The organism is Phytoactinopolyspora endophytica (genome assembly GCF_004138495.1).
GTDB lineage: Bacteria > Actinomycetota > Actinomycetes > Jiangellales > Jiangellaceae > Phytoactinopolyspora > Phytoactinopolyspora endophytica.
Map to the genome: position 1 here is coordinate 1 of NZ_RZHA01001807.1, position 611 is coordinate 611.

Below are 611 nucleotides of genomic sequence, written 5' to 3' on the forward strand. Positions count from 1 at the left end.
CCGGGCGACCCTAACCACCCCGCGCCCGTATCTTCCGCCCTTGCCCATGTACTCGTATCACGAACGCCGGTGGGCCCACACCAACCGTTCGGTGCGGACCCACCGTCCATTCGCATGATGGAAGGACTATCGCGCCTGTTCAGGCACTCAAGCGACCCTCCTACTTACTGCTGAGCCATACCCCGCCTGCGGTTCACCGCGAAGATCGCAGCGCCACCAGCGGCCGCCAGGATCGCACCAAAGGTGATCAGCAGCGCGTTCCCGGAACCGGTGTCGGGCAGCTCACCAGCCTCGACAACCTCGAAGCCGTCCGAAGCGTACTCGATGCCTTCGCCAGCACCTTCGTACTGCTCCTCCGTACTGAAGACGAACCCAGTGTGGTTACCCAACGGGAAGTCCGTCGGGACACGGAAACGGAACTCAACCGTGCCCTCGTCGTTCGCGGTCTCCGTGTTGCTGACCTCCCAAACGTCGGACTGCACCTCAGCACGGACCTCTTCGCCCGGCTCAAAGCCAGTCCCAGTCAGAGTCTGGATAGCGCCACGCTCGACAACATCGACGGCGTCGGCCTCCAACGCCCGGTCACCGAACTCACCATCACCATCAGCATC

1 protein-coding gene is annotated in these 611 nt (G+C 63.2%); it reads right to left on the reverse strand.

The window, feature by feature from the left end; genetic code table 11:
- Positions 1 to 164: 164 nt before the first annotated feature.
- On the reverse strand, positions 165 to 611 hold a 447-nt coding region (locus ELR45_RS34265), incomplete at its 5' end, for an LPXTG cell wall anchor domain-containing protein (RefSeq protein WP_129670266.1).